At 70.5% G+C, this 22,176-nt stretch carries 18 protein-coding genes; 9 read left to right on the plus strand and 9 right to left on the minus strand.

Annotated elements, in window-relative coordinates:
- The first annotated feature begins 109 nt into the window (after positions 1-109).
- Entirely contained in the window at positions 110-595 is a 486-nt protein-coding gene (locus K3769_RS33895) for a MarR family winged helix-turn-helix transcriptional regulator (RefSeq protein WP_267030062.1), read from the plus strand.
- 168 nt (positions 596-763) lie between these two features.
- Here K3769_RS33895 and K3769_RS33900 read toward each other — a convergent pair whose 3' ends face one another.
- Both K3769_RS33900 and K3769_RS33905 read right to left on the minus strand, forming a co-directional pair.
- Entirely contained in the window at positions 764-1,729 is a 966-nt protein-coding gene (locus tag K3769_RS33900) for a DUF3048 domain-containing protein (RefSeq protein WP_267030063.1), read from the minus strand.
- 345 nt (positions 1,730-2,074) lie between these two features.
- Entirely contained in the window at positions 2,075-3,145 is a 1,071-nt protein-coding gene (locus K3769_RS33905; protein WP_267030064.1) for an ATP-dependent DNA ligase, read from the minus strand.
- Between the two features lie 93 nt (positions 3,146-3,238).
- On the opposite strand from K3769_RS33905, the gene ligD reads away from it, so the two are divergent.
- The gene (ligD, locus tag K3769_RS33910; protein WP_267030065.1) at positions 3,239-4,252 is read left to right on the plus strand and encodes a non-homologous end-joining DNA ligase; all 1,014 of its coding nucleotides are present in this window, start codon (positions 3,239-3,241) and stop codon (positions 4,250-4,252) included.
- 34 nt (positions 4,253-4,286) lie between these two features.
- Here ligD and K3769_RS33915 read toward each other — a convergent pair whose 3' ends face one another.
- Positions 4,287-6,455 (minus strand): OmpL47-type beta-barrel domain-containing protein, encoded by a 2,169-nt coding sequence (locus tag K3769_RS33915; RefSeq protein WP_267031651.1) that lies wholly within the window; start codon positions 6,453-6,455, stop codon positions 4,287-4,289.
- 86 nt (positions 6,456-6,541) lie between these two features.
- Complete coding sequence (locus K3769_RS33920) at positions 6,542-8,971, minus strand: ThuA domain-containing protein (protein ID WP_267031652.1); 2,430 nt, start codon at positions 8,969-8,971, stop codon at positions 6,542-6,544.
- Positions 8,972-9,318: 347 nt separating this feature from the next.
- On the opposite strand from K3769_RS33920, the gene K3769_RS33925 reads away from it, so the two are divergent.
- The 3 genes from K3769_RS33925 (at position 9,319) to K3769_RS33935 (ending at position 12,306) form a co-directional block, all read left to right on the plus strand.
- A complete protein-coding gene (locus tag K3769_RS33925; protein WP_267031653.1) occupies positions 9,319-10,296 on the plus strand; it encodes a multicopper oxidase domain-containing protein in 978 nt (325 codons plus the stop codon).
- A 373-nt stretch (positions 10,297-10,669) separates the two neighbouring features.
- A complete protein-coding gene (locus K3769_RS33930) occupies positions 10,670-11,701 on the plus strand; it encodes a LacI family DNA-binding transcriptional regulator (RefSeq protein ID WP_267030066.1) in 1,032 nt (343 codons plus the stop codon).
- 356 nt (positions 11,702-12,057) lie between these two features.
- On the plus strand, positions 12,058-12,306 hold the full coding sequence (locus K3769_RS33935; RefSeq protein WP_267030067.1) for a WhiB family transcriptional regulator: 249 nt from the start codon (positions 12,058-12,060) through the stop codon (positions 12,304-12,306).
- A gap of 67 nt (positions 12,307-12,373) precedes the next feature.
- On the opposite strand, the gene K3769_RS33940 is transcribed toward K3769_RS33935, so the two are convergent.
- The 3 genes from K3769_RS33940 to K3769_RS33950 form a co-directional block, all read right to left on the minus strand.
- Positions 12,374-13,354 carry an acyl-ACP desaturase gene (locus K3769_RS33940; protein WP_267030068.1) on the minus strand — a complete coding sequence of 327 codons (981 nt, stop codon included), beginning with the start codon at positions 13,352-13,354 and terminating at the stop codon, positions 12,374-12,376.
- Positions 13,355-13,566: 212 nt separating this feature from the next.
- Complete coding sequence (gene ddaH / locus K3769_RS33945) at positions 13,567-14,343, minus strand: dimethylargininase (RefSeq protein ID WP_267030069.1); 777 nt, start codon at positions 14,341-14,343, stop codon at positions 13,567-13,569.
- Positions 14,344-14,649: 306 nt separating this feature from the next.
- On the minus strand, positions 14,650-16,278 hold the full coding sequence (locus K3769_RS33950) for an ABC-F family ATP-binding cassette domain-containing protein (RefSeq protein ID WP_267030070.1): 1,629 nt from the start codon (positions 16,276-16,278) through the stop codon (positions 14,650-14,652).
- Between the two features lie 389 nt (positions 16,279-16,667).
- Here K3769_RS33950 and K3769_RS33955 point away from each other — a divergent pair, with 389 nt between their 5' ends.
- Positions 16,668-17,336: a GOLPH3/VPS74 family protein gene (locus tag K3769_RS33955; protein ID WP_267030071.1), complete on the plus strand. Its 669-nt coding sequence runs from the start codon at positions 16,668-16,670 to the stop codon at positions 17,334-17,336.
- 200 nt (positions 17,337-17,536) lie between these two features.
- Here the strand turns inward: K3769_RS33955 and ssgD are convergent, their stop codons facing one another.
- On the minus strand, positions 17,537-17,953 hold the full coding sequence (gene ssgD, locus K3769_RS33960) for a spore wall synthesis regulator SsgD (protein WP_267030072.1): 417 nt from the start codon (positions 17,951-17,953) through the stop codon (positions 17,537-17,539).
- Positions 17,954-18,175: 222 nt separating this feature from the next.
- Between ssgD and K3769_RS33965 the strand changes: the two genes are divergently transcribed.
- From K3769_RS33965 to mmpA, 3 genes are all read left to right on the plus strand, one after another.
- Positions 18,176-19,360 (plus strand): WD40/YVTN/BNR-like repeat-containing protein, encoded by a 1,185-nt coding sequence (locus K3769_RS33965; RefSeq protein WP_372515096.1) that lies wholly within the window; start codon positions 18,176-18,178, stop codon positions 19,358-19,360.
- 52 nt (positions 19,361-19,412) lie between these two features.
- Positions 19,413-20,108 carry an endonuclease V gene (locus K3769_RS33970; RefSeq protein ID WP_267031654.1) on the plus strand — a complete coding sequence of 232 codons (696 nt, stop codon included), beginning with the start codon at positions 19,413-19,415 and terminating at the stop codon, positions 20,106-20,108.
- Between the two features lie 61 nt (positions 20,109-20,169).
- Positions 20,170-20,358 carry a morphogenic membrane protein MmpA gene (mmpA, locus tag K3769_RS41215; RefSeq protein ID WP_372515183.1) on the plus strand — a complete coding sequence of 63 codons (189 nt, stop codon included), beginning with the start codon at positions 20,170-20,172 and terminating at the stop codon, positions 20,356-20,358.
- Positions 20,359-20,793: 435 nt separating this feature from the next.
- Here mmpA and K3769_RS33980 read toward each other — a convergent pair whose 3' ends face one another.
- On the minus strand, positions 20,794-21,984 hold the full coding sequence (locus K3769_RS33980) for a saccharopine dehydrogenase family protein (RefSeq protein ID WP_267030075.1): 1,191 nt from the start codon (positions 21,982-21,984) through the stop codon (positions 20,794-20,796).
- Positions 21,985-22,176: the final 192 nt, after the last annotated feature.

Below are 22,176 nucleotides of genomic sequence, written 5' to 3' on the forward strand. Positions count from 1 at the left end.
GTCCACCGTCAAGACCTCCACGTGATGCGGGCTGAGAGGTTGCTCGCGGAGAAGAGACAGCGCAGTACCGGGCCGCTATTGTTCAGTGCACCGACGTTAAGGAGTGCTCATGGCCGCGGTGGATCTCTCCACCCACCCCGGGCACCTGGCCCGGCGGCTGCAGCAGGCGCACTACCTGCTGTGGAACACGATGGTCTCCGAGGAGATCACCTCGCCCCAGTTCGCGGTCCTGAACGCGCTCGTCGCCGAGCCGGGCCTCGACCAGCGCACCGTGGGGGAGCGGGTGGGCCTCGACCGGTCCACCATCGCCGAGGTCATCACTCGGCTCGGCCGGCGGGGCCTGCTGGACAAGGTCCGCGACCCCCGGGACGGCCGGCGCTTCCTGCTGCGCCTCACGGACGACGGTCTGCGCGTCCACCGCAAGCTGACCGTGCGGACGGCCCGGATGAACCAGGTCTTCCTCGCTCCCCTCTCCGGAGAGGAGCAGGCTCTGTTCTTCGACCTGATCCAACGGGTCTCGGACGCGGCGGAGGGATTGCGCAATCCGGTCGCCCCGGGTACGCCGGGGGAACCGGTTGCCGGCCGGGCGCCTTGACGGGCTGCGGGCGGGGCCGTGGCCGGCTCAAAAGACTGCGCAGTTCCCCGCGCCCCTAAAAGACTGCGCCGTTCCCCGCGCCCCTGAAGGGGCGCGGGGAACCGCGCAGTCGGCCATGACGCACCCGCGCCCCCACCCGAAGGCGCCGGGCCGCCGTCGAGCGGTGGGTCACGCCCGCGCGAAGACCACCCACACCTGGCCCTCGGCGAAGTTCATCGGCGTGCCGTCCGCCGTCGTGAACTCGGTGCCGCCCTTGGCGAGCGGCCGCTGCCATGCCGCGTCGAAGGCCTTGCCGTCCCGCAGAACCTTCGCCGTGCCCGACCCGACCGTCTCCGTGTAGGGCGTGATGTTGCCGAGGTAGTCGTGGTACCTGGACTCACGGATGTTCACGTACTGCACGACGACCGTCGACGCCGCCACCCGCTGTCCGCCCGTCGTCACCGTCGGCGTGCCGTCCATCGACACCAGCCAGCGCCGCTGGTCCCGGGACCAGTCGAAGGTGAAGCGGGCCTGCGGGAAGCGGACCGTGCGCGTACTCTCGGCCGTGCCTCCCGCGGGCGCGGCACCGTACCGGAAACCCGTGGTCAGCGCGTCGGCCCCCGGCGTGGCCGTCAGCAGCCGCTGCGGGCGCAGATAGAGGTTGTGCGGCTGGGGCCTGTCCGTGCCCCGGTAGTACGCGCTCGTCCTCTCCTCCGGCAGGGCGGTCTGCAGCGGCGCGCTGTCGATCAGCGGCAGCAGCTTCTTCTGGGCCCCCGAGAAGGCGAGCGTCGGCCGGTGGAACTGGCGCAGCAGCTCCAGGTCCGACTCGCGCGCACTGCGTACCGGGCCGATGGCCTTCGGCAGGCGGGTCGCGTACACCGCCATCAGTCGGCTGAGGCCGCCCTCTACCTGCTCGGCGTACACCACGTCGGCGGCGTCCAGGCCCGTCTGCGGGCGGGCGCCGGGCACGTTGTCGATCTTCACGACGAGCGGGGAGGCGGCCCGGGGCGCCGGACTCGCCGGGGCGCTGGTGCCCGCCGTGCCGGCGGTGCGGGGCGGCATGTTCCCGCGCTGCTTGTCGTCGAGCGGTTCACCGCTCGTGCAGGCCGTCGCCGTGACACCCACCAGCAGGGTGGCCAGCAGTGTCGCCCTCATGGCCGAACGCATCGAACGCCTCGAACGTCCCGTCCGCCCCGGCAGCCCTGCCTGCCCTGCCTGCCCTGCCCGCCCTGTTCGACCCGTCCGCCCCATCCGTCTCCCGCGTACCGTGGCCACCGTGCCCCGTTTCGTCGTTTTTCAGGTTATAGGTTCAACGAGTACGTACCCAATGCGCCAAGATCGAAGGCGCGCACTGGTCCGAGCGGGTCACGGGCGCGGGCGGGAGGGCACCGCCGCCCGGCCGGCGGTACCGCACCGCGAGGCACGGGCCGTACGCGGAAGACGTACCCAACAGGACAGCCGCACAAGGGTGTTGCGTGACGGGAGCACGTCCGGGCCGGTTCAGTCCCGCGGTCCCAGGATGTCCGCGAGATCGTAACCGACCGGTTCCTCCAGCTGGGCGTACGTACAGCTCTCCGGCGTACGGTCGGGGCGCCAGCGGCGGAAGCGCGCCATGTGCCGGAAGCGCTCCCCGTTCTCCATGTGCTCGTACGCCACCTCGCACACCAGCTCGGGCCGCAGCGGAATCCAGGAGAGGTCCTTCTTGCCCGTCCAGCGGCTGGGCGCGCCCGGCAGCCGCGCCGACTCGTGCGCCGACTCCTCGGCCCAGGCCGCCCACGGATGCCCGGCGGGCGACTCCATGAGCAGCGGCGCCAGCTCCGCGATCAGCTCCTCGCGCCGCTTCATCGTGAAGGCCGCGCACACCCCCACGTGCTGCAACGTGCCCTCGCCGTCGTACAGGCCGAGCAGCAGCGAGCCGACGACGGGCCCGCTCTTGTGCAGCCGGTAGCCCGCGACCACCACGTCCGAGGTGCGCTCGTGCTTGATCTTGAACATCAGGCGTTCGTCCTGCCCGTAGCGCAGGACGAGGGGTTTGGCGACCACTCCGTCGAGTCCGGCGCCCTCGTACTGCTCGAACCACCGCCGCGCCACCTCGATGTCCGTCGTCGCCGGCGCCAGGTGCACGGGAGGCGTGCTGCCGGACAGGGCCGTCTCCAGCAGGGCCCGCCGGTCGGACAGGGGGACGTCCAGCAGCGACTCGTCGGCCAGCGCCAGCAGGTCGAACGCCACGAACGACGCGGGCTGGCGCTCCGCGAGGGTCTTCACCCGGGAGGCCGCGGGATGGATGCGCTCGGAGAGAGCGTCGAAGTCGAGCCGTCCGCCCCGCGCGACCACGATCTCGCCGTCCACCACGCAGCGCTCCGGCAACCGCTCCCGCAGGGCCTCCACCAGCTCGGGAAAGTACCTGACCAGCGACTTCGTGTTACGGCTGCCGATCTCGACCTCGTCCCCGTCACGAAAGACGATCGCCCGGAACCCGTCCCACTTCGCCTCGTAGTGCATGCCCGGCGGAATCCGCGCCGCGGACTTGGCGAGCATGGGCTTCACGGGCGGCATCACCGGCAGATCCATACACCGATTCTGCGGTGATTCGCGATTGTGCGCCCGGTATGCGCACTCCATTCGGATATGCGAGGTGTACGCGGTGCGCCTACCGTGGCTCGCATGGCGGATGCGGTGGAGCTGGAGGCGGCGGGCAGGACGGTACGGCTGTCCAGCCCCGACAGGGTCTTCTTCCCGGAGCGCGGCTTCACGAAGCTGGACCTCGCCCGGTACTACCTGTCGGTCGGGCCCGGGATCCTGCGCGCGCTGCGCAACCGGCCCACGACCCTGGAGCGCTACCCCGAGGGGGTCGGCGGCGAGTCCTTCTTCCAGAAGCGGGCGCCCAAGAACATGCCCGACTGGATCCCCACCGCGCACATCGCCTTCCCCAGCGGCCGTAGCGCCGACGAGATGTGCCCCACCGAGGTCGCCGCCGTCCTGTGGGCCGCCCAGTTCGGCACGCTGACCTTCCACCCCTGGCCCGTACGCCGGGACGACGTCGACCGGCCGGACGAGCTGCGCATCGACCTGGACCCGCAACCGGGCACGGACTACGCCGACGCGGTGTACGCCGCCCATGAGCTGCGCGAGGTGCTGCACGAGTACGGGGAGCTGCGCGGCTTTCCCAAGACCTCCGGCGGCCGGGGCCTGCACGTCTTCGTACCGATCGAGCCCCGCTGGACGTTCACCCAGGTCCGCCGGGCCGCGATCGCGGTCGGACGTGAACTGGAGCGCCGGATGCCGGACCGGGTGACCACGGCCTGGTGGAAGGAGGAGCGGGGCGAGAAGATCTTCGTCGACTACAACCAGACGGCCCGCGACCGCACGATCGCCTCCGCCTACTCCGTACGCCCCCGGCCGCACGCGCCGGTGTCGGCGCCCCTCACCTGGGACGAGGTCGGCGAGGCCGTGCCCAGGGACTTCGATCTCGCGACCATGCCCGCGCGCTTCGCCGAACTCGGCGATGTGCACGCGGACATGGACGACCACGCCTACTCCCTCGAAGCCCTGCTCGAACTCGCCACCCGTGACGAACACGATCACGGGCTGGGCGATCTGCCGTACCCGCCCGAGTACCCGAAGATGCCGGGCGAGCCGAAGCGGGTACAGCCGAGCAGGGCCAAGAAGGAGAGCTGACCTGAGACTGTCCGACCGAACAACTAGCCGGGCGTCACAGCTCCTTGATCCTTACGTCCCGGTACGACACCACGTCCGTCGTGCTGTGCACCTGGAGCCCGACGTAGCCGGAGGAGAACCGCCGCCCGTCCGTGCCCGGGTCGTCCGAGCGAGTCGGAACGAACTCCTGCCCACCGGTGTTGTCGAACTCGTTGATCAGCACGCCGTTGCGGTAGATCGAGTAGTGCTGGTCCACCACGCGGATCTCGTAGTCGTTCCAGGTGCCCTTCTGGGTGACACCGGCACCGGCCAGGCCCACCCGGTCGAAGCCGTAGACCGAACCGGTCTTGTACATGTCGCCGGTGGGGCTGTCGAACTCCTGTATCTCATGCCCGTACTTGATGGCGACCCACTCCGGCCGGGACTCCTCCGGGTGGTTGTGGACCTGCGGGAACCGCACGAAAACACCGGAGTTGGCGTTGCCCGTACCCGGCGCGTCGTCCCGCCACTGGAGCTTCAGCGAGAAGTCCGCGTACTTGCGCTCGGGGAACCACAGCATGCCGAGACCGTCCTTCGACGTGCCCGACGTGATGGTGCCGTCGCCGTTGAGGCCGAACGAACCGCCGCCCACGTGCTGCCACTTGTCGAAGGTGTCCCGCGTACCGTCCAGGATCGTGCGGTAGCCCTCGGTCTGGCCGGGATCACCGATGCCCGACTCGTCGGCCGCCTCGGCGATCAGGTCGTACTCGCGCTGGACGATCACGCCGTCCTTGAGGAGGGTCTTGAGGACCGCCGTCACGTGCTTGAGGAACAGCGCGTGGGACGTCCACTCCTTCTCGTCCTCGATCAACTCGTTGATGCGGCACCGGCTGTTGGTGATCCGGTTCGGTACACCCGTGTCGACCGTGCCGACGATGACGGTCAACCGCTCGTCGTACTCGGCGCAGTTGGGCGCCGGCACACCGCCGCCCGGGGCGACCGTGAAGCTCACGGTCCGGGCGTCCGAGGTGTTGCCCGCCTTGTCGCTCGCCCGGTAGACCACCGAGTGGGCGCCGACGCGGTCGACCACCACGGGAGCGGTGTACGCGAGGTAGGGACCGCCGTCGAGCGAGTACTCGATCTTGTCGACCCCCGAGCCGCCGTGCGCGTCGGTCGCGGTCACCGTCACCTTGGCGGTGTTGATGTACGCGCCGGACGAGTTCTTCGTGCCCTCGACGCTCACACCGGTCACCGGGGGAGTGGTGTCCTCGACCGGCGGCGCGACGACGGTGAACGACACGGACTTCTCGGCGGCGGCGTTGCCCGCCTTGTCCGTGGCGCGGAACCGCACCTTGTGCGCGCCCACCTCGTGGACCATCACCGGAGCGGTGTACGGCTGCCAGGCACCGGCGTCACCGAGCGCGTACTCGATGGTGTTGACGCCGGAACCGGCGTCGGAGGCCGTCACCGTGACGGTCGCCATGGAGACGTACTCGCCCTGCGCGTTCTTCTCGCCGGTGACCGTGGCCGAGGTCTCCGGCGCGGTGGTGTCGTCCGTCGGCGGGGCGACGACGGTGAACTCCGCCGCCTTCTCCGCGGAGGTGTTCCCCGCCTTGTCCAGGGCCCGGTAGCGGACCTTCTGGGCGCCCACCTGGTCGACCACGACGGGCGTGGTGTACGGCTGCCAGGCACCCGCGTCACCGATCGCGTACTCGATGCGCTCGACGCCCGAACCGCCCGCGTCCGTGGCGCTGAGAGCCACGGTCGCCGAACCGACGTACGCGCCGTCCGCGTTCTTCGTGCCGGTGACCTCGGCCGCCGTCTCCGGCGCGGTGGTGTCCTCGCCGGTGCCCTCTGTGACCACCAGGATGCCCTGCATCTGTCCGTGGCCGGGGATCGTGCAGAAGTAGCGGTAGCGGCCGGGTGAGAGCGTCACCTCGGCGGTGTGCCTGCCGCCCTGGTCGTCGTTCGGGTTGGCCAGGATGTTCAGCGGGACGTCGTTCTGGTACTCCGGGTCCGACACGTCGAACGTCAACGTGTGCGGCATGCCTATGGTGTTGCCGGTCGCCTCGCTGTTCTCGAAGACGATCGTGGTCGGGCCCGCGACCGCCGTCGTGGGCGCGGACGCGTACTTGGTGATGTCGTCACCGGCCGTCCAGGTGAGCGTCTGCGCCGCGGCAGCCGCCTTGGACGGGGTGTTGTCGGTCTGGCCGGAGGCCGAGGTGGTCGCGAGGCCCAGCACCATCAGCAGCGCGGCGGCAAGTGCCGTCCACAGCCGTCCAGTTCTTCGCCTGCGGATGCCTCGGTTGTCCCGGGCGGTCGTCACGCTCGTCACTGCGCCTCCCTGGCGAGCTGATCGGCGGCGGGAGTGGGGCCGCCGCCCTTGTACGTCACCTGCCACAGAGCGGACTTGGAGTCCGAGGTGAAGAAGCCGCGGCCGTAGTCGAGGACGTACAGCGTGCCGTCCGGGCCGAACTTCCAGTCCATCAGGTTCTTGATGCCGTCGTTGCCGATGGGAATGATCTTCTTCAGGGACTCGGCGTGCACCGGGATGCCGCCCTGTCCGGCCGTCTTCGGGTCCAGCAGCACGGCGTGGCGCGGCTGGTCGGCGTCGTAGAAGTCGCCCACGAACCACTTGCCGTCCCAGTACGCCGGCCACTTGGCGGTGCTCGCCGAGTTGGCGTCGTAGCGGTAGACGGGTCCGTCCATGGCCGCCTGGCCGCCGCCCTTGAGCCACGGCAGCAGGAACTTCTGCTCAGCTGTCTTGTACGACGGGATGCCGTTGGCGTCCCGCGGGTAGTCCGGCCCGCCACCCTGAGGCGAGTACCAGATGGTGTTCGAGGTGACCGGCGGCAGGTTCACGAGACCGTCGTTGTTCGGCGACTCGTTCTTCGGCGCGTTGCAGTCGTACCAGCCGAGCGGCTTCGACGGATCGGGCAGATTGCGGTCCCGGTAGGGCTGCTTGTTGCCCATGCAGTACGGCCAGCCGTGGTTGCCCGGCTTGGTGATCGCGGCGAACGTGTCGTACTTCGCCGGGCCCCAGGTCGTCGACGGTGACCCGGCGTCCGGGCCGACCCAGCCCGCGTACAGCGTGTCGGTCTTCTTGTCGATCGAGATGCGCGCCGGGTTGCGGACGCCCATCACATAGATCTCGCCACGCGTCTTGCCGCCGCCCTCGGCGGTCTCCTTGCCCGTGAAGAGGTTCCCCTCGGGCAGGGTGTACGTGCCGTCCTGCTCCGGGTGGATGCGCAGGATCTTGCCGTTGAGGTTGTTGGTGTTGCCCGCCGTGCGGCGCGCGTCGGCGAAGGAGACGCCCTTGTAGTTCGGCTGCGGGTTGTTGCCCGAGTAACCGTCGCTGAAGCCACTGGAGTTGTTGTCACCGGTGGCGATGTAGAGGTTGCCCTTGGAGTCCCAGGCCAGACCGCCGCCCGCGTGGCAGCAGCTGTGGATCTGGACCGGCCACTTCAGCAGGACCTTCTCGCTGTTCAGATCCAGCTTGCCGGTGTTCGAGTTGTAGGTGAAGCGGGAGACGTACCGCTCGGCCATCTGCTTGTCGCGGTCGATCCGGGAGTGCGGCGTGTAGTGCAGGTACACCCAGCCGTTGTCCTCGAACCGGGGGTCCAGCTCGATGCCGAGCAGACCCTCCTCGACCTTGATCAGCTCGTCGCCGCCGCCCTTGTTGCCGAAGACGTTGAGCGTGCCGGCCAGCGTGACCTTCTTGGTCTTCGGGTCGTAGACGTGGATCTCGCCCTTGCCCTTGCCGACGTCCGGGTTGTTCCAGTCCGTGACGACGGGCTGCGAGGAGTCGGCGCCGCCGCGGCCGATGTAGAACACGCGGCCGTCGGGCGCGGTCACCAGGCCGTGCGGCTCGCCGATCTGGTCGTTCTGGCCCGGCTGGTTGGGCTGGGTCAGCCGCTCCGCCTTGTAGTTGGCGTTGATCGTGGCCTTGCAGTCGGCCCGCGAGATCCGGGTCGTCCACGCGAGCGCCCCGCGCAGGTGCGAGCGGAACTCCGTCTCGTCGTACGAGGACTCGGTGCCGCCCATGCCGGTGTAGAAGGACCGGCCGCCGTCGTAGTCACGGCACCAGGACACGGGGTGGTCGGCGCCGTTGGCGCCCGTGCCCGGCGTGTACGTCGACTCGCGGACCCGGGCCACGGTGTGCACGTCGCCGGACGGGTTCTTGGTCCAGTTCGGCCACTGGTCGAAGCGCTTCCACTGCAGGGGGAGGTCCTTGGTGGCCGGATGCACCCGGTCGCCGACCTCAACGGTGGCCCGCTGCACGGTGGTTGGGCTGTTCGCGGCGGGACGGGCACCGACGAGTCCGGTGAACCAGTCCGAGTACGGCTCGGCGCGGGCCGCGTCATGGATGCCGAGGAAACCGCCGCCGGCCTCCATGTACGACTCCAGGCCGGCCTCCTGCTCCGGGTCGAGGATGTCGCCGCCGCCGGTCAGGAAGACGACCGCGTTGTAGAGGCCGAGCTTCGTCTCGTCGGTGAAGACCGAGGCGTCGTCCGTGGCCGTCACCTTGAAGCGCCCGGCCGCCGCGCCCGTCTGGCCGATGTCCTCGATCGCCTCGATACCGGCGTTGACGACGGGCGACTCCTCGCCGCCTGCCGCGGACCCGTGGTAGATCAGCACGCGTACATCGGAGCCGCCGGGGGGCGACTTGATCGACATCGTTGTCATGGGCGGCTCGGGTGCGGGGCGCGCGCTCGCGGCCGGCCCCGAGAGGACACCGGCGGCGACAACTCCGGCAGCCAGCGTGGCTGCCCAGCCTCTCCGTCTCGCTCTGCCCAACGTCCGTACGGTCAGTGGCGTTCGATGCGGTGTGGGCCGCATGTGGTCACCCCATCCTCCTCGGTCACAGCAACAGCGCCATGGAAGCTAGACCTTTTCTCGGAACTCGCCAATAGGTACGACCGATATCCGACGAACTTTGTCCTGAGTGTGGATAAACGAAGCCGATGCCACTACCGTCTCACCAGTTCGTCTCTGTCACTCGGTTCCGTCAGACCCATCAACCCGGTTGATCGCGCTGCAGATTGGGAGAGTTCGACATGAGCACCACGGACGACATGCACACCACGGGTGTGGGCACCGGTGACGCGATGGACAGGCGTGGTTTCAGCCGTCGGATGATGATGGGCGGGGCCGCGGTCGCCACGGTCGCGACATCGTTGTCACTTGTCGCCGCGAAGGACGCGACGTCCGCGGACAGTGCGGCGAGCGCGAGTACCGCGCTCCGTACCGCCCCCGCCGGCGGCGAGGTCAGACGCATCAAGCTGTACATCGAGAAGCTCGCCGACGGCCAGCTCGGCTACGGGTTCGAGAAGGGCGCGGCCACGATCCCCGGCCCCCTGATCGAACTCAACGAGGGCGACACCGCGTACATCGAGGTCGAGAACACGCTGGACGTGGCGGCGAGCCTGCACGTCCACGGCCTGGACTACGAGGTGTCCAGCGACGGTACGAAGCTGAGCAACTCGCATGTCGAGCCCGGGGACACCCGTACGTACACCTGGCGCACCCATGCCCCCGGCCGCCGCAAGGACGGCACCTGGCGGGCGGGCAGCGCGGGCTACTGGCACTACCACGACCATGTCGTCGGCACCGAGCACGGCACGGGCGGCATCCGCAAGGGCCTGTACGGGCCGGTGATCGTGCGCCGGCAGGGCGACATCCTGCCCGACAAGACCCACACCATCGTCTTCAACGACATGACGATCAACAACAGGCCGGGGCACGACAGCCCCAACTTCGAGGCCACGGTGGGGGATCGGGTCGAGTTCGTCTCGATCACGCACGGCGAGTACTACCACACGTTCCATGTGCACGGTCACCGCTGGGCGGACAACCGCACGGGCCTGCTGACGGGCCCGGACGACCCCAGCCGGGTGGTCGACAACCTGATCGTGGGCCCCGCGGACTCGTTCGGCTTCCAGGTCATCGCGGGGGAGGGGGTCGGCGCGGGCGCGTGGATGTACCACTGCCACATCCAGAGCCACTCCGACATGGGAATGGCAGGCCTGTTCCTGGTCAAGAAAACGGACGGCACAATCCCAGGCTACGAACCACACGAACACTGACTGGGGGAGGGGCGGGGTCGTTCAGGGGCACGGGGAACGGCGCAGTCTTTTTGGGGGCGCGGGGAACGGCGCAATCGTTTAGGGGCGCGGGGAACTGCGCGACGTCGGCCACCACATACCCGCACCTGCCAAAGAGCCCGCTCCTCCAGGGGCGCGGGGAACGGCGCAGTCTTTAAGGGGCGCGGGGAACTGCGCGAGGCCGGCCACCACATACCCGCACCTGCCAAAGAGCCCGCTCCTCCAGGGGCGCGGGGAACTGCGCGAGCAACTACGGCCCCCCCCAACGGCCCCCCGGCCAAAAAGGGAGCGCTCTCAGCAATGAAGCGAACCACGGCTATCCTGATCGGCAACCGCCGCCCAGAGGAGCCCCGAGGTGACCGACCCGTCGACCCAGCCACGCCCCACACTTGAGGCCGTGGCCGCCCGGGCGGGAGTCTCCCGAGCCACCGTGTCCCGCGTGGTCAACGGCGGTGAAGGCGTCCGCGAACCCCTCGTGGAGCGCGTGAACCGGGCCGTCGAGGAACTCGGTTACGTCCCCAACCAGGCCGCCCGCAGCCTCGTCACCCGACGCCACGACGCTGTCGCCGTGGTCATCGCCGAACCGGAGACCCGCGTCTTCGCGGACCCCTTCTTCGCGCTCCAGCTCCGCGGCATCAGCAAGGAGCTGACGGTCCACGACTCACAACTCGTCCTGCTGCTCACGGAGGGCCGCGACGACCACGCCCGCGTGGCGCGCTATCTCGCCGGCGGCCACGTCGACGGCGCGCTCGTCTTCTCGCTGCACCTCGACGACCCGCTGCCCAGCCTGATCCACGGCGTACCGACGGTGTACGGGGGCCGCCCCGGCTGGAGCGACGGCTCACGCGGCGTGGTCTACGTCGACTGCGACAACAGGGGCGGCGCCCGCGAGGCAGTCCATTATCTGGTCGGGCTCGGACGCGAACGCGTCGCCCACATCACCGGCGCCCTCGACCAGACCTCGGCGGTCGACCGGCTCGACGGGTTCCGTGACGTCATGGGGGACGCCGACCCGAGGGTGATCGTGGAGAGCGACTTCACGCCGGGCGGCGGCGAGCGCGCCATGCGGGAACTTCTCGACCGGTGCCCCGATGTGGACGCGGTGTTCGCGGCGAACGACCTCATGGCGGTCGGTGCGATGCGGGTGCTGCGGGAGCGGGGGCGGCGGGTGCCCGAGGATGTCGCCGTGATCGGGTTCGACGACATGCTGCCGTTCACCGAGCAGGCCGATCCGCCGCTCACGACTGTCCGGCAGGACATCGAGGAGATGGGGCGGCTGATGGCGAGGTTGTTGTTGCGGGGGTTGGAGCGGGGTGGGGCTGTGGGTGTGGGCGTGCCGGCCAGCGTTGTGCTGCCGACGACGCTGGTGCGGAGGGGCTCCGCGTAACCGCTCCGCGGGGGGTGCGTTTGTGGGTGTGGGTTCGCCAGTGACCGCGCCGTTCCCCGAGCCCCTGGAGAAGCGGGCTCTTTGCCGGGTGCGGGCAAGTGGTGGTCGGCCTCGCGCCGTTCCCCGCGCCCCTAAAAGACTGCGCCGTTCCCCGCGCCCCCAAGGACGAAAGACTGCGCCGTTCCCCGCGCCCCCACAAAACTGCGCCGTTCCCCGCGCCCTTAAAAGATTGCGCCGCGCGCCGCTGTGCTTCTGGGGGGGTGCCCGGAGCATCATCGGGGGCCGGGGCGGGGGCTTGCCCTCGGCGTTGAGCTTGCGTTGATCGAACGTTTTTCGGCGCGCGACACGATCCCGGCATGCACAATGACACCGCCGCCGCCGCGCCCGACCTCTCCTGGCAGGAACAGGCACTGTGCGCCCAGACCGGCTCCGACTTCTTCTTTCCCGAGCCGGGCAGCTCGGTGCGTGAGGCGAAGCAGATCTGCGGAATGTGCGAGATGCGCTCCGCGTGCCTCGAATACGCGCTCAACCACGACGAACGCTTCGGCGTCTGGGGCGGCCTCTCCGAAAAGGAGCGCCTCAGCCTCCGACGCGCCCAGCACTGACGCGGCGCCGCCCCGCACGGGAAACCGTGCGGGGCGGCGTACGCGTACGAGCTGGACGCGCGGCGGATCAGACCGCGGCGGCGCGGGCCGCCATGCGGGCCTTGCGGGCCGCGAGCTTCTCGTCGAACTTGGCGGCCTCGGCGTCCAGACCGCCCATGTACAGGCCGAGCTCCTCCTGCGCCTTGAGCCCCTCGGGGCCCAGGCCGTCGATCTGCAGCACCTTGAGGTGACGCAGTACCGGCATCAGCACGTCGTCGTGGTGGATCCGCATGTTGTAGACCTCGCCGATGGCCATCTGCGCGGCGGCGCGCTCGAAGCCGGGCATGCCGTGTCCGGGCATCCGGAACTGGACGACGACGTCCCGCACGGCCTGCATGGTCAGGTCGGGGGCCAGCTCGAACGCGGCCTTGAGGAGGTTGCGGTAGAAGACCATGTGCAGGTTCTCGTCGGTCGCGATGCGCGCCAGCATGCGGTCGCAGACGGGGTCGCCCGACTGGTGTCCGGTGTTGCGGTGCGAGACGCGGGTCGCCAGCTCCTGGAAGGCTACGTACGCGACGGAGTGCAGCATCGAGTGCCGGTTGTCCGACTCGAAGCCCTCGCTCATGTGCTGCATACGGAACGCTTCGAGCTGGTCGGGGTCGACAGCGCGCGACGCGAGCAGGTAGTCGCGCATCACGATGCCGTGGCGTCCCTCCTCGGCGGTCCAGCGGTGCACCCAGGTGCCCCAGGCGCCGTCGCGGCCGAAGAGGGAGGCGATCTCGTGGTGGTAGCTGGGGAGGTTGTCCTCGGTGAGGAGGTTCACGACGAGCGCGATGCGGCCCAGCTCGGTGACCTTGGACTGCTCCTTGCCCCAGGCCTCCCCGTCCTCGAAGATGCCGGGGAAGTTGCGGGCGTCGGACCAGGGCACGTACTCGTGCGGCATCCAGTCCTTGGCGACCTTGAGGTGCCGGTTGAGTTCGGTCTCCACCACTTCTTCCAGAGCGAACAGCAGCCTGGCGTCGGTCCAGTCGGAGGACGGGCTGCCGAGTTGCGGAGAAGTGATCGTCACGGGGGCTCCAGGGGGACGTATGTGCTGAGCGGTAAAACAAACCTACGGCATCGTAGGCTACGTATCCGTAGGTTACGGTGCCGTAGGTTAAGCGCGCTGTAAAGAGCCCTGAGCAGCAGCGATCTCCGGAAAGATCGATTCCGCGTGCATACGGAGGCCCCCCGTCCGGCGGATGCGCAGGTCCCGGGCCCGTAGCCGCGGCCTCCGGGGACTCAGACGTACAGCTCCCGCAGCCGGACCGAGAGGCACGTCACACAGCCTTCGAGCTTCTCGAACTCGCCGATGTCGACGAGGACGGGTTCGAGACCGAGCCCGGCGAACAGGTCGGCGGTCTTGGGCGCACTCGCCGCCATCAGCAGCTTTCCGCCGCCCAGCAGGACCACGTGCGAACCGGCCTCCTCGGGCACCGCCAGGAAGCGGGGGAAGAGGGAAGGGGTGTCCACCAGCGGCTCGTACCCGATGATCGTGCCGTCCGGCAGCGCCGTGACGGCCGACTTCAGGTGCAGCACCTTGCTGACCGGCACGGCGACGACCCGGGCGCCGAGCGGTTCGAAGGTGGCCCGCAGCTGCTGGATGCCGGCTCCGTTGGTACGTCCGCCCTGGCCCACGTAGATCGTGTCGCCGACCTTGAGGACGTCGCCGCCGTCGAGCGTGCCCGGTCCCCACACCCAGTTCACCGAGCAGCCGAGCCGGGCGACCGCCTCCTCGACGCCTGCGGTCTCGCCGCGCCGCGACTCGGCGCCGGGGCGGCCGATCAGTGCCACGTTGCGGAAGACGACCACCGCGTCCTCCACGAACACGGAGTCCGGGCAGTCGTCGGCGGGCTCCGCCTCGACGGTCTCCCAGCCGTGCGTACGCAGTGCGTCCGCGTACGCCTCCCACTGGTCGACCGCCAGGCCGAGGTCGACGGGCGTGCGCTCCAGGTGCGTGACGAGACCTTCGGCCAGGCGGGGGCTGGGACGGCGGATGAGGGCCTTCTGGCTGGGCACGTGCGGGTCTCCGTCTCGGCAGGGTGCGTCCCGCACATCATGCAGCCCCCCACCCACGCCACAACAGCCCCAATCTCCCAGGGCCGCGAGGAGCGGCACAGTCTTGTGCGTTTAGGGGCGCGGGGAACGGCGCAATCTTTTGCGTTTGGGGGCGCGGGGAACGGCGCAGTCTTTTGTCTTTGGGGGCGCAGGGAACGGCGCAGTCTTTTGCTTTTAGGGGCGCGGGGAACTGCGCGGCCGGCACCGACGCGCCCGCACCGTACAAGCAACCCTCCCGGCCGCTCCCCCCTCTGGCGCTCCCCCCCGCTACCCCGGCAACCCCACCCCCTCGGACGAGCCCTCCCTCAGCTCCCCGTCCAGCAACAACCACCGCGTGATCCCGATCGACTCCAGGAACGGCACATCATGGCTGGCCACGATCAGCGCCCCCTCGTACGACTCCAGCGCCGTCGTGAGCTGCCGCACGCTCGCCATGTCGAGATTGTTCGTCGGCTCGTCGAGCATCAGCAGCTGCGGCGCGGGCTCGGCGAGCATCAGCGCGGCCAGGGCCGCCCGGAACCGCTCGCCACCGGAGAGCGTCGCCGCCCGCTGATCGGCCCGCCCGCCCCGGAACAGGAAGCGGGCCAGCCGCGCCCGGATCCGGTTGTTGGTCGCGCCCGGCGAGAACCGCGCCACGTTCTCGGCGACCGTCAGCTCGTCGTCGAGCACGTCGAGGCGCTGGGGCAGGAACCGCAGCGGCACATGCGTCAGCGCCTCCCCGGAGACGGGTGCCAGCTCCCCGGCGATGGTCCGCAGCAGCGTCGTCTTGCCGGCCCCGTTGCGCCCGATCAGCGCGACCCGCTCGGGCCCGCGCAGATCGAAGGAGCCCGCACTCGCCCCGTACGCCAGCTCCAGGTCCAGGAGCGTGAGGACGTTACGGCCCGGCGGCACGGCCGTGTACGGCAGGTCGACGCGGATCTCGTCGTCGTCCCGCACGGCCTCCACGGCGTCGTCGAGCCGGTCCTTGGCCTCGGCGAGCTTCTCCTCGTGCATGATGCGGTGCTTCCCCGCGGACTCCTGGGCCGCGCGTTTGCGCGCCCCCATGACGATCTTCGGCTCGCGCTTCTGCTCGAACATCTTCTGCCCGTACCGCTTGCGACGGGCCAACTTGACCTGCGCGTCCGCCAGTTCGCGCTTCTGCTTCTTGAGATCGGACTCGGCGACGCGCACCATCCGCTCGGCCGCCTCCTGTTCGGTGGCGAGGGCCTCCTCGTACGCCGAGTAGTTGCCGCCGTACCAGGTGACCTCCCCGGAGCGCAGATCGGCGATCTGGTCGACCAGGTCGAGGAGTTCGCGGTCGTGGCTGACCACGACCATGACCCCGGAGTAGCCCTCGACGGCCGCGTACAGCCGTCGGCGCGCGTACAGGTCGAGGTTGTTGGTGGGCTCGTCGAGGAGGAGTACGTCGGGCCGGCGCAGCAGCAGCGCGGCCAGACGCAGCAGGACCGACTCGCCGCCCGAGACCTCGCCGATGGTGCGGTCGAGACCGATGTGGCCGAGGCCGAGTTCGCCGAGCGTCGCCACGGCGCGCTCCTCGACGTCCCAGTCGTCGCCCACGGCCTCGAAGTGCTCTTCGGACACGTCGCCGGACTCGATGGCGTGCAGCGCGGCGCGCTTGGCCGCGATGTCCAGTACCTCGTCGACCCGCATCCCGGTGTCGAGGGTGACGTTCTGGGGAAGGCGGCCGACCTCGCCGGCGACGCGGACGGTGCCCTCGGCCGGGACGAGTTCGCCCGAGATCAGCTTGAGGAGCGTGGACTTGCCCGATCCGTTGACGCCGACGAGCCCGGTCCTGCCGGGACCGAAGGCCACCTGGAGGTCCTCGAAGACGGGAGTGCCGTCCGGCCAGGCGAAGGAGAGGGAGGTGCAGGTGATGGAAGTGGGGGTACTGGACATACAGGCCTCGCAGGGCTGGATGCGGTCAGGGCGACACGTATCGAGACACCGGGAGGCGGCGACGGCCGGAAGGACGGAGTCCGCCGGGGCGATCGCGGAACACGGGAAAAGCCCTGTTCCGCGGGACGGCTCGGAGCCGAGGTCGCACGCTGCGCACACACGGATGCGTGGGTGACGCGGTGTCTCAAGACCTCAGACGAGCAACGTCCTACTCCATTCGGCGACAACAGGACCGCTTTACACCGTAGGAGGGCACCCAGCCGCTGTCAACGAATTAACGCGCCCCCGACCCCGAGTCCGCCGACCCCGAGTCCGCCGACCCCGAGTCCCGCGACCCCAAGTCCGTCGAACCCCGAGTCCTCCGCCCCCGACCGCTCGAAGGAGACCCCGTGCCCATCGGCCCGCTCTCGCTGCCCGCCCGTCTCTGCCTGCTGGCCTGGAACCCCTCGAAGCTCAAGGTCACCAGCTCCTCCCAGCTCCCGCACCTGGTCCGGGCCGGTGCCCTCACCGAGCTGGCGCAGCGCGGACTGCTGGCCGACGTGGACGGCGTCGCCACCCCCACCGACCCGGACGGCAGGACGGGGGACCCGGCCCTCGACGGGCTCCTGGAACTCATCGAGGAGTCCCGGCCGCACAAGTGGAAGACGTGGGTCGGCCTGCGGGCACGCATCACGCTGGACGCCGTACAGGCGCAGCTCGCCGCGGACGGATACCTGCGCGCCGAGAAGAAGCGCGTGCTGGGGGTCTTCCCGTCCGTGGAGTACGAGATCGGCCGCGTCGCCGTCGTCGAGGGACTGCGGGCGGAGGCCCGGCAGGTGCTGGAGGGGCCGCTGCCCGTGCACGAGGTGTCCGAGCGGGACGCGGCGCTCGTCGCCCTCGCCGCGGCGGCCGAACTGCGCACGCTGGTGTCGAGCAGGGAGCGGCGGCGGTACGAAGGGCGGATCGCGGCGCTGACCGAGCGCAGCGGCACGGCGGTGCCGGTGCTGCGTCAGGCGGTCCAGGAGGTGCGGTCGGCGGTGTCCGTGACGATGGCGGCACCCGGAGCGCCGGGTGACTGAGGGCGCGGTTGCTGCCGGACACGGGAACGCTGCCGGACACGGGAACGTACGACAGGCGCGTCGGCGGCCCCGGCCAGGGCGAACACCTGCCTCAGGTGTGCCTGCCGGACCGTCAGGACGCGCTGTAAGAACCGGAGTGCGGGGGACGCGCCACCGACTCCGCAGCAGCCGCTCAGGAACAGCCGCTCAGCAGGAGCCGGTCAGCAGGAGTCGCGCAGCAGTTCGGCGAGGTCGTGGTCCAGGTTCTGGTGCAGGTGCTCCAGACCGACGGGCACCAGCTCCGTCGAACTCGCCAGGAAGTGCCGCAGCTCGCCGGCGCGCACGTGGATCACGGCGGTGCCCTCCGGAGCGTGGAACTCCAGGACGATGCGGTCGTATCCGTACGGCCGCACGCGCACGTCGCCGTGGCCGACCTCCTCCTCCAGACCCGAGGCGAGCAGCTCGCGGGCGAAGGTCCAGCACACCTCCACGCCTTCGAGGGTGGACGGGGCGGGGAAGGACATGCGGACGGCGAAGGGATCGTGCGGGTCGTAGCTGAGCGTCGCGGGAATACTCGGCATCCGCGGCGCGGCGGCGACGAGGCGGGCCTCTACGGGCTGCTCGATAACGGTGGACAACGCCTTGCTCCCTTGTGACGTGCGGACGAACTGCGGACGGATGAGCCGGGCACTTGTAAGGACGTCGGAACCGGCCAATCCGTGCCTGCGAAAACGCATGAAGTCCTAGTGACCTCCGTCACCGCCTTCAATCACGGGAGTGATCGTTGATTTCCTGAGTGACCGCTGATGTCTCCTGGGGCATCTGGACGTGGTCCGGGGAGTGGGCTAGCTTCGCCCGCCATGAGGGGCTTGGGCAAGACGCGACGCACGAGTAACAAGGGATTCGCAAGGCGCCTGTTGGCCGTGGGGGTGTGCGGCGCGGCATTCGCGACCGCGCTCACGGGCCCGGCGCGGGCCGACGGAGCCCTCGACCAAGGGCTGGGTGGCGCAAAACCACCGCACGCGAAGCCGCACGTGCAACAGCAGACGAAGCCGGACGGGAAACCGAACGGCAAGGCGCATTGGGAGCTGAAGGGCAGCGGTACGGACGCGCGGTTCCGCGGTCTGGCCGCAGTGAGCCGGAACACCGCCTGGCTGGCGGGTTCCAAGGGCACCGTGCTGCGGACCACCGACGGCGGCGCGAACTGGCGGAACGTCTCGCCGCCCGGGGCCGCCGACCTGGAGTTCCGTGACGTCGAGGCCTTCGACGGCAGGCGCGCCGTGGTGCTGGCCATCGGGGAGGGCGAGGCGTCCAGGATCCTGCGGACCGAGGACGGCGGCGCGAGCTGGACCGAGTCCTTCCGCAACACCGACGCCAAGGCCTTCTACGACTGCGTGACCTTCTTCGACGGACGCCACGGCCTGGCGATGAGCGACCCGGTGGACGGAAAGTTCCGCATCCTGTCGACCGGCGACGGCGGTCGCTCCTGGAAGGTGCTGCCCACCGACGGCATGCCCGCCGCACAGGAGGGGGAGGCGGGGTTCGCGGCCAGTGGGCAGTGCCTGGTCGGTTCGGGCCCGCGGGACGTCTGGCTCGCCACGGGCGGGGCGTCGCGCGCGCGTGTGCTGCACTCCTCCGACCGCGGGCGTACCTGGACCGCCACCGACACCCCGGTCCCGGCGGGCGACCCGGCCCGCGGGGTCTTCGCCCTCGCCTTCCGCGACCGGACGCACGGCATCGCGGTCGGCGGCGACTACCGCGCCGATCAGGCCTCGCCGAAGGCGGCGGCGGTCAGCGGGGACGGGGGCCGCACCTGGACGACGGCCGGCACACCGCCGCCGGCCTACCGCTCGGGCGTCGCCTGGCTTCCGCACAGCCGCACCGCCGCTCTCGCGGTGGGCCCCACCGGCACCGACCTCACCACCGACGGTGGCCGCACCTGGCGGACCCTGGACACCGGCTCGTACGACACCGTGGACTGCACCCCGGACCTGGCCTGCTGGGCCGCCGGGGAGAAGGGCCGGGTGGCCCGCCTGGAACGCTGACGCGCGCGCCGGTGCCCCGGAGGGCCGGTCTACGCTGCGGGGCACCATGACGATGACGACGACGACCGTACGCGTCCCCGCGGGCTGGCCCGCCACCGAGGAGCGGGCGCGGGCCGTGCAGGACGAGTTGCGGGAGCGGGTGGTCCTCGACGAACCCGGCCCGCCGCCGGGAACCGGCCGGGTGACCGGGGTCGACGTGGCCTACGACGACGCGCGCGATGTCGTCGTGGCCGCGGCCGTCGTGCTCGACGCGGCGACCCTCGACGTGGTCGCGGAATCCACGGCGGTCGGCCAGGTGTCCTTCCCGTACGTCCCCGGGCTGCTCGCCTTCCGGGAGCTCCCGGCGGTCATGGCGGCCCTGGAAGCGCTGCCGTGCGCGCCGGGTCTGGTGGTGTGCGACGGCTACGGGCTGGCCCATCCCCGCCGCTTCGGCCTGGCGAGCCATCTCGGTGTGCTCACCGGACTGGCGACGATCGGGGTGGCCAAGAACCCGTTCACGTTCGCTTACGAGGAGCCGGGCGCGCCGCGCGGTTCCTCCTCGCCGCTGCTCGCGGGCGAGGAGGAGGTCGGCCGGGCGCTGCGCACCCGGGCGGGGGTCAAGCCGGTGTTCGTCTCGGTCGGCCACCGGGTGACGCTGGAGACCGCCTGCGCCCACACCCTCCACCTCGCCCCGCACTTCCGCCTCCCGGAGACGACCCGCCACGCGGACGCGCTGTGCCGCAGGGCCTTGAAGGCGACGAGGGGATGAGTACGTCTTCTGAGTACGCGTACGGATGTTCCGGCCGGCCATGATCGACAGGCTGAGCCGCATGACGACACACCGCGCTCCCGAGCCCGCCGCAGGCCCCGCCACCCAGTCCGCCGAGCGGCCCGTGCTGGCCGGCCTGGCCCTCGCGGTGCTGGCTGGCGCCGCCTGGACAACCGCCATGATCTACACACTAATAGCCTGGCCACTCCTGACCCCCACCCGTCCCACCCACCCAAGCGGCAGCCCGTAAGGGGCGCGAGGAACCGCACCTCCAGCGCAGACCCACCGCTACCGCCCATCCGCCAGGCGGCACCCTCAAGGGGCGCGAGGAACCGCGCACTCCAGCCACGACGTACCCGCACAACCCACCCACCCAAGCGGCAGCCCCTAAGGGGCGCGAGGAACCGCACTCCAGCCACGACGTACCCGCACAACCCACCCACCCAAGCGGCAGCCCCTAAGGGGCGCGAGGAACCGCGCACTCCAGCCACGACGTACCCGCACAACCCACCCACCCAAGCGGCAGCCCCTAAGGGGCGCGAGGAACCGCGCACTCCAGCCACGACGTACCCGCACAACCCACCCACGCAAGGGCCCCCCCAAGGGGCGCGGGGAACTGCGCACTCCAGCACAGACCAACCCCGCACCCTCAACCCACCCCGGCAGCGCAGCGCTACCCGCAGCGTTAGCGCGTCGCGGCAACGCGAAACACGATCCCCACCTCCCGCAACCGCCCGATCAGCGCATCCCCCATGGCGACAGCCGTAGTCACCTGCCCCGACACACGAGGCAGCTCGTCGAAGGCGAGACACAACGCGGACTCGCCCAGCATCTTCGCGGTCTCCCCGTACCCGGGATCCCCACCCGCCACCTCGGTGAAGACCCGCTTCCCGCCCCCCTCCCCGACGAACCGCACCGAGAACCAGCTGGCCGCCCGCCGCTCCTCACTCGGCCCCTCACCCGGCGCGAACCGCCCCGACAGCCAGCGCCGCACGGGCGGCACCTGCGCCGCCGCGAAGAGCGCCCCGGCCCCGGCCACCCCGCCCACGGCCGACGGCAGCGTCTCCACCGCCGCGTAATGCCGGTAGCGGAAGTCCGGCCCGTACCGCTCCAGCGCCCGCGCGGACCGCTGCACGATCTGCGCGTCGATGGTGGGCAGCGGCAGCGCCCACGCGCCGAGTTCCCGCGCGTAGCGCGGCGCGCTCGGCGGCACGGAAGCCCGGCGTCCGACCAGGCGCGGCTCGTGCCGCCTGCGGTCGCGGGCGGCGGCGAGCATGTGCCGCCCGCGGGAGAACTGGTTGAGCGCGGAGGCGAAGGTGCCGCCCGAGAACATCGCCCCCACCCGCACGAAGCCGTCCACGGTCAACGGCACCCCCTCGGGCAGCTGCCGCACGGTGAAGTAGGCCCCCAGGTCGTGGGGGACGGAGTCGAACCCGGCGGCGTGCACCAGCCGGGCGCCCGTCTCACGCGCGCGTGCGTCGTGCCGCACGTACATGAGGTCCACGAACTCGGGCTCTCCGCAGAGGTCCAGATAGTCGGTGCCGGCCTCCGCGCAGGCCGCGACCAGGCCTTCGCCGTACTCCACGTAGGGGCCGACGGTGGTGGCCACCACGCGCGCGTGCTCCGCGAGTTCCCGCAGGGAGACCGGATCGGTGACGTCGGCCCGCAGCACGGGCAGCTCCGCGCACGCCGGGTCGATCGCCGCCAGGCGGTCCCGCAGCCGTGCCAGTTTCGCGGTGTCGCGGGCCGCGATCGCCCAGCGCAGCCCCTCGGGAGCGTGCGCGGCGAGATATTCCGCGGTGAGCCTCCCGACGAACCCCGTGGCTCCGAAGAGCACGATGTCGTACGTGCGCCCGGTCCTGTCCTGCCTGCTCATGGCACCCCTCAGCCGTTCGCCCGCGCCGTTGTCGGTGGCCGAGGTTAGCGCGCGACAGGAGCGAGCGGAGCAGGGCCCCGTCGCGGAGATCAGCCCAGGGGATCGACCCAGGGGATCGGCCCAGGCATTCGAAATTGACTGAGCGCTTGCTCGCCGGGGGCTTGTGCGAAGAGGAACACGTTCTTAACATCA

The sequence above is a fragment of the Streptomyces ortus genome, from assembly GCF_026341275.1.
Classification (GTDB): domain Bacteria; phylum Actinomycetota; class Actinomycetes; order Streptomycetales; family Streptomycetaceae; genus Streptomyces; species Streptomyces ortus.